The sequence below is a fragment of the Leifsonia sp. Soil_N53 genome, assembly GCF_057655165.1.
On the sequence record NZ_JBDGMM010000019.1, the window covers coordinates 1 to 6,915 of the forward strand.

Annotated in this window: 7 protein-coding genes; 5 read left to right on the forward strand and 2 right to left on the reverse strand. The window is 72.3% G+C overall.

The window, feature by feature from the left end; all coding sequences use genetic code 11:
- Positions 1-1,539 (forward strand): LCP family protein (locus AC3A3H_RS00795; RefSeq protein ID WP_487612631.1); only part of this gene is annotated, 1,539 nt, incomplete at its 5' end.
- Between the two features lie 78 nt (positions 1,540-1,617).
- On the opposite strand, the gene poxB is transcribed toward AC3A3H_RS00795, so the two are convergent.
- The gene (poxB, locus tag AC3A3H_RS00800) at positions 1,618-3,351 is read right to left on the reverse strand and encodes a ubiquinone-dependent pyruvate dehydrogenase (protein WP_487612632.1); all 1,734 of its coding nucleotides are present in this window, start codon (positions 3,349-3,351) and stop codon (positions 1,618-1,620) included.
- 149 nt (positions 3,352-3,500) lie between these two features.
- Here poxB and AC3A3H_RS00805 point away from each other — a divergent pair, with 149 nt between their 5' ends.
- Both AC3A3H_RS00805 and AC3A3H_RS00810 read left to right on the forward strand, forming a co-directional pair.
- Positions 3,501-4,133 (forward strand): ScbR family autoregulator-binding transcription factor, encoded by a 633-nt coding sequence (locus AC3A3H_RS00805; RefSeq protein ID WP_487612633.1) that lies wholly within the window; start codon positions 3,501-3,503, stop codon positions 4,131-4,133.
- Between the two features lie 273 nt (positions 4,134-4,406).
- Positions 4,407-4,784, forward strand: coding sequence for a DUF3566 domain-containing protein (locus AC3A3H_RS00810; RefSeq protein WP_487612634.1), 378 nt, complete (start codon positions 4,407-4,409; stop codon positions 4,782-4,784).
- Here the strand turns inward: AC3A3H_RS00810 and AC3A3H_RS00815 are convergent.
- Entirely contained in the window at positions 4,765-5,418 is a 654-nt protein-coding gene (locus tag AC3A3H_RS00815) for a TetR/AcrR family transcriptional regulator C-terminal domain-containing protein (RefSeq protein ID WP_487612635.1), read from the reverse strand. The two genes, AC3A3H_RS00810 and AC3A3H_RS00815, sit on opposite strands and share 20 nt — an antisense overlap.
- Before the next feature lie 56 nt (positions 5,419-5,474).
- Between AC3A3H_RS00815 and AC3A3H_RS00820 the strand changes: the two genes are divergently transcribed.
- Both AC3A3H_RS00820 and AC3A3H_RS00825 read left to right on the forward strand, forming a co-directional pair.
- Positions 5,475-6,131: a biotin transporter BioY gene (locus tag AC3A3H_RS00820; protein WP_487612636.1), complete on the forward strand. Its 657-nt coding sequence runs from the start codon at positions 5,475-5,477 to the stop codon at positions 6,129-6,131.
- Positions 6,128-6,915, forward strand: a 788-nt coding sequence (locus AC3A3H_RS00825) for an AMP-binding protein (RefSeq protein ID WP_487612637.1), incomplete at its 3' end; no start/stop codon positions are given. The genes AC3A3H_RS00820 and AC3A3H_RS00825, both read left to right, overlap by 4 nt.

Sequence of the window (6,915 nt, forward strand, 5' to 3'; positions counted from 1 at the left end):
GGCGCGGGCGCCGCGGGCGCACCCTTCGACCTGTTCGGCCTCTCCGGGTCGCCCGACCCGAGCCGCGCGGACGGGGGCTTCGGTGACGGAGGCGACGGCGGCCGCGGCACGGGCGGCGGGGGCAACGGAGGCGGCACGGGAGGCGGCAGGCCCCCCAGGAAGCACCGCCGCGCCAAGCGCATCATCGCCTGGACCGCGGCAGGGCTGGCCGTCCTCCTGGTCGTCCTCGGCGGCTACGCCGCGTACAGCTACTTCCGCTTCGTCGGCGGCGTCAGCCACGTCGATGTGATCAGCAAGTCCGGCAACGACGTCGACGGTCAGGACCAGAACATCCTGCTGGTCGGCGACGACCACCGCCCCGACAACGCCACCCAGGCCGAGCTGGACCAGCTCAGCACCACGTCCGACGGCGGCGGCACCAACACGGACACGATGATGATCCTGCACATCCCGGCCAACGGGAAGTCGGCGACCCTCGTCTCACTCCCCCGCGACTCCTGGGTCGACGTGCCCGGCCACGGGATGAACAAGTTGAACTCGGCCTTCTCGCTCGGCGGCGGCGCGACCGACCCGACTGGCGGGGCCAAGCTGCTCATCCAGACCGTCGAGAACCTCACGGGGCTCTCGATCGACCACTACGTGCGGGTCTCCCTGCTCGGCTTCTACACGATCGCGAAGGCTCTCGGCCCGGTGCAGGTGTGCCTCAACAACGCCGTGAACGACCCGTACTCGGGCGCGAACTTCCCCGCGGGCGTCTCGACGCTGGACGCACAGCAGGCGCTGTCGTTCGTGCGGCAGCGGCACGGCCTCCCGCGCGGAGACCTCGACCGCGTGGTGCGCCAGCAGTACTTCCTCTCGGTGGAGGCGCACAAGTTCCTGTCGGCGGGCACGCTGCTCAATCCGCCCAAGCTCACCAGCGCGCTCGACGCGATCAGCGGCTCGCTGGAGACCGACCCCGGCTTGAACTTCCTCCAGCTCGCCGCGCAGCTGCAGGGCCTCACGGGCGGCAAGATCCAGTCGGCGACGATCCCGATCTCCGGCACGCCGACCATCACCGTCGACGGCGAGGACCTCTCGATCGTGCAGGTGGACACCGCCGCGATGCCCGCGTTCGTCAAGAGCCTGACGGGCACGCCGTCGGCGTACGACGACGCCAAGCCGGCCAAGCCCGCCGACACCACGGTCACCGTGCTCAATGGCGGCAGCGAGAACGGCGCGGCCGGGACGGCGACGCAGGCGTTCGCCGCGGCCGGCTTCAAGACCGGCACGGCGGGCGATGCGAGCTCGGAGCAGACGACCACCATCCAGTACCCGTCCGGTCAGGAGTCGCAGGCCAAGGCCGTCGCGGCGCTCCTCCCCGGCGCCGCGGTCCAGGAGACGAGCAGCGTCAAGGGCGTCACCGTCGTCCTCGGCGAGGACGGCCTGATGCCGACCGCACCCGGCGCCGCCTCCACCGGCCAGGCCCCTGCCGCCCCCGCTCCGGCGCCCACGCACTCCGGCCCCACCACCAACTACTCCAGCACCGTCTGCATCAACTGACCCCAGCCATCAGTCCCGGAGTTATGTGCGGCTGCCCACGGCGTGTCGCGTACACAACTCCGGGACTGATGGCTGGGGTCAGTCGAAGAGGCGGCGGAAGACGTTGGTGTCGGCCAGGTCGATGAGTTCGTCGCCGCGGCCGGACATGATCGTGCGGAGGGCATAGAGGGTGAAGCCCTTGACCTGCTCGGCGGTGATCGCGGGCGGGATGCTGAGCTCCTGACGCGCGGTCACCACGTCCACGAGGGCAGGGCCGTCGTGGACGAACGCCGTGCGCAGCGCGCCCTCCAGGTCGTCGGGCTTCTCGACGCGCTGCCCGTGGATGCCGATCGCCTCGGCGACCCGGGCGAAGTCCGGGTTCTCCAGCCCGGTGCCGAAGTTCACGAAGCCCGCGGCCTTCATCTCCACCTCCACGAAGTTGAGCGAGGAGTTGTTGAAGACCACGATCTTGACCGGCAGCTTCCGCTGCACCAGCGTCAGCAGCTCGCCCATCAGCATCGCGAGGCCGCCGTCGCCGGCGAGCGCGACCACCTGCCGCCCCGGGAACGCGGCCTGCGCGCCGATCGACTGTGACAGCGCGTTCGCCATGCTGCCGTGGTTGAACGAGCCGATCAGCCGCCGCGAGCCGTTCATCCGCAGGTAGCGGGCCGCCCACACCACGGGCGAGCCGACGTCGGGGATGAACACGGCGTCCTCGCTGGAGAGCTCGCTGATCAGCCGGGCGACGTACTGGGGGTGGATCGGCGTGCGGTTGCGGTCGTTGACGGCCAGCTCGTCGAGGCTCTTGCGCGCCTTCAGATAGTGCGAGCGGGACGCGTCGAGGTGCTTGGTGTCCGTCCGGTCCGCGAGCAGCGGGAGGAGGGCCTCCACCGTGTCCTTCACGCTGCCGACCAGGCCGAGGTCGATCGGCGTGCGCCGGCCGAGGTTCTCGCCACGGATGTCCACCTGGATGATCTTCGCCTTGGACGGATAGAACTGCTGGTACGGGAAGTCGGTGCCGAGCATGAGCAGAACGTCGCAGGACTCCATCGCCCGGTAGCCGGAGGAGAAGCCCAGCAGGCCGGTCATGCCGACGTCGTACGGGTTGTCGTACTCGACGAACTCCTTGCCGCGCATGGCGTGCACGACGGGTGCGCGGAGGGCGGCCGCGATGTCGATCAGCTGCGGGTGGGCGCCCTCGACGCCGGCCCCCGCGAGGATCGTGACCTTCTTGGCGGCGTTCAGGATGTCGGCCGCGGCCGTCAGCTCGCCGTCGGCCGGCCGGGTCACCCGCGGCGAGTAGACGATCGGCGCCGACGGCTTGCGCCCGACGCTGTCCTTCAGGAAGATCTCGCCCGGGATGACGACGACCGCGACCCCGCGCCGCTCGATGGCCGTGCGCATCGCGATCTCCAGCACCCGCGGCAGCTGCTCGGGGATGCTCACCAGCTCGGTGTAGACGGCCGCCTCCCGGAACAGGTCCTGCGGGTGCGTCTCCTGGAAGTAGGTGCTGCCGATCTCGGGGCCGGGGATCTGCGCGGCGATCGCGAGCACGGGGACCCGGCTCCGGTTGGCGTCGAACAGACCGTTGATCAGGTGCAGGTTGCCCGGGCCGCAGCTGCCGGCGCACACGGCGAGCTCACCGGTGAGGGCGGCTTCGGCCGCCGCCGCGAACGCTGCCGCCTCCTCGTGACGCACGTGCTCCCAGGTGATGTCGCCGGCGCGGCGCAGCGCGTCGGTGAAGCCGTTGAGCGAGTCGCCCGGGATGCCGTACACGCGCTTGACGCCCGCGTCCCGGATGATGTCCACGATGGTGTCGGCGACGGTGGTCATGGGGATGTCCCTCTCGGTCGGCGTGGTTGCGGGGGTGATCCGGCGGCGGATACGCTCACGCTACTCCGCGGGCGAGCGCCGCGCCTGGTCCCGTCGCCGCCGGATTCATGCAGCCAGCGACGGGGCGGGCCGCACTACTCTGTGAGGTCATGGCCACCCAGTCCCGCGCTCTCGCAACCCGCGACACCATCCTCCGGGGTGCTGCCGAGGTGTTCGGCGCGCGTGGGTTCGGGCTTGCCTCCATCTCCGAGATCGCTCGCGCGGCCGGGCTCACCAAGGGCGCGCTGTACTTCCACTTCGCGTCGAAGGACGAGCTGGCGCTCGCCGTGGTCGCCGAGGAGCACCGCCGCACGATGGCGGCCTCGGCGGCGATCCTCGAGCAGGGCCGGCCCGCCCTGGAGACGCTCGTGCTGCTCAGCGGGAGCCTCGGCCGGCAGCTCCTGGCGGACCCGATCGTGCGGGCCGGGATCCGGCTGACCACGGACGTCGGGACGGCCGGCCAGGCGATCGTCGAGCCCTACGAGGACTGGTTTCGCGCGATCGAGGAGCTGACCACGCGGGCGATCCGGGAGGGCGACGTCTCCGAGCGGGTCGACCCGGCGATGTTCGCGCACCTGCTGTCGCCCGCGTTCACGGGAGTGCAGCTCGTGTCGGAGGCGCTGACCGGCCGCGCGGACCTGCTGCAGCGCATCCGCGAGCTGTGGATCGTGCTGCTGCCGGGCATCGTCGCGGACGGGCGGCTCGACGCGCTGCGGGGTCTGCCCGAGCTCGTCGTGGAGTGACGGGGCGCCACTTCCCATCAGCGCTGCCATCTCTCGAGCGCTGCCATCTCTTGTCAGGGAACCGCCCGACCGACATCCCCCCAGTGGTCGCCGGTGCGACATGCACGTCGGTCGGGCGTCCGCCCCCGCAGGGGCCATATTACATGCATAACCGGTCGATCGGTTTGTTTCCCGCTCCGGGGCGTACCGGGGTCAGCGCGGCGTGTCGGATAGAATCGCCCGAGGGGGAGCCGCGCGAGCGGTTCGGAACGAGCACCACCGGGGAGGTCGCCGATGTCGGCACGGACGAAGCAGAAGAAGCGCGCGACGATGCGCCTCGTCTACATCGACTTCTGGTCCGCGCTGAAGATGTCGTTCCTCATCAGCCTGGTGCTGGCGGCCGTGACCGTCCTCCTCGCACTCCTCGGCTGGTCCGTGCTGGACAAGGTGGGGCTGGTGGGCACGATGACCTCGTTCCTGGAGAGCGTCGCCGGCGCGCAGGGCGCCTCGCTGGTCTCCGGGCTGACCTTCGGCAACGTCATGACGTTCACGCTCGTGGTCGCCGTGCTGGAGGTCATCGTGGTCTCGGCGCTCGGCGCGATCTTCGCCGCGCTGTTCAATCTGGCCACCAACGTCGTCGGTGGCTGGAAGGTCATCTTCGGGAGCGACTGACGGCTCCGGACGCGGTGACGTCTCCGGGGACAGCGCGGAGGCGCTGCAGCCCGCCCACGAGCAGCTCGACCCCGAACGCGAACGCGGCGGCGGAGTCCGCCTCGTCCAGCGGGTGGGAGGCCGCCCCCGTGGCCAGGACGCCGATGCTGTCGAACTGCATCCGCTGCTGCTCGTGCGAGACGTGGCCGAGCACGAAGTGGAGCAGCGCGGTCGCCGCCCGGTCCGCGGTCTCGGCGTCGAAGCCGCCCGAGCGGACCGCCGCCTCCAGTCGCCGCTGCGCCGGTGCGGCGCCCAGGCCGAGCGCGGCGGTGCTGGCCACGACCTCGGCTCCGTCGCGGTAGGCGAGCAGCGCGTCACGGAGGGCGGCCGCCTCGGCGCGGACACGCTCGGGCCAGTTCGCGTCCTCCGTCGCCGCGGCGGGCGCGGCGGCGCGGCCCACGATGCGGTCGGCGAGCTCGGCGAGCAGCGTCTGCTTGTTGGGGAAGTGCCAGTAGAGGGCGCTCGGCTGCACGTCGAGCGCGGCGGCGAGGCGGCGCATGGTGAGGTCGGGAAGGCCGTAGTCGTCGAGGATGCGGAGGGCCGTCTCCGCCACGTCGTCGCGGCTGTGTCTGCGAGCGCTTTCGTTTCCCGTCACGGTTCTACTATAGTGAACGCCGTTCAGGTGAACAGCGTTCAGGTAAAGGAAGACCGATGACCGAAACCTCCCCCGGCGCCCCGGTGGCCTCCCGCCCGTCCCGCCGCTCGATCGACGCCACCGACCTCGCCCGCGTCGCCGTCGTCGCCGCGATCGTCGCCGTGCTCGGCCTCCCCGGCGGCTTCACCGTGTTCGGCGCGGTGCCGATCACCGCGCAGACGCTCGGCGTCATGCTCGCCGGCGCACTGCTCGGGCCGTGGCTCGGCGCGCTGTCGATGACCGTGCTGCTCGCGCTCGTGGCCGCAGGGCTCCCCCTCCTGGCGGGCGGCCGCGGCGGCATCGGCGTCTTCGTCGGGCCATCGGCCGGTTACCTGTTCGGCTGGATCGTCGGCGCCGCGGTCATCGGCCTCATCGTCCACGCCGGCAACCGCAAGCCGGTCGTCTGGCGCACGCTCCTCGGCGTGCTCGTGGGCGGCATCGTCGTGGTCTACGCGTTCGGCATCCCGGTGCAGAGCCTCGTCACCCGGCTTCCGCTCGGCCAGACCGCGCTCCTCAGCCTCGCCTTCGTGCCGGGCGACCTCATCAAGGCGGTGCTCGCGACCGCGATCGTGGCCACGCTGGTCCGGGCCTACCCGCGCGCGTTCCGGCGCACCTGGGCGGCCGCGGCCGTGCCGGCGACGACTCCCCGACGGGACGGCGCCCCGGTCGCATGAGCCCGATCGTCCCGCTGGCCGACGACGAGCAAGCCCTCCTCGACCGGCTCCGCGAGGCGCGGGCCGCCGGCGACGTGCCGCTCGTGTTCGACGCGCGACGCCCGGCTGCGCACCTCGCCGCGGCGGTCGAGGCGGCGTCGAACGCCGAGCCGGGCGACAGCGACGACCGATACACGGACGACCCCGACCCGATCGGCTGGGCGACGCTCACCTCCGGCAGCAGCGGGGCGCCCCGGATCGTGCTGCGCAGCCACGCCTCCTGGGCCGCGTCGTTCGCGGCGGTGGCGGAGCTGCTGGGCGCGGGAGGCGGCGGCACTGCAGTCGCCCTGCCCGCGCCGGCCTCCTCCTCGCTGACGCTGTTCTCGCTCGCCCACGCGCTCGACGGCGGGCCCCGGCCGGTGCTGGGCGGCGCGGAGTCGGCCGCCGGGCGGGCGGACTGCTTCCACGGCACTCCCGAGGGGCTGCGCCGGCTGCTGGAGACGGGCACGGCGTCCGGCATCCGGTCCGCGCTGGTCGGCGGGTCGCACCTGGACCCGAGGCTCCGGGCCAGAGCCGAGGCTGCAGGAATCCGCACCACCGCCTACTACGGGGCGGCCGAGCTGTCCTTCGTGGCGCTCGACCGCGGCGACGGGCTGGTGCCGTTCCCCGGCGTCGAGCTGCGCGTGCGCGACGGCGAGCTGTGGGTGCGTTCGCCGTACGTGGCCCGGGGCTATGCCGGCGCGCCGGGCCCGCTGCGTCGCGACGGCGCCTGGGCGACGGTCGGCGACCGCGCCGAGCTCGTGCG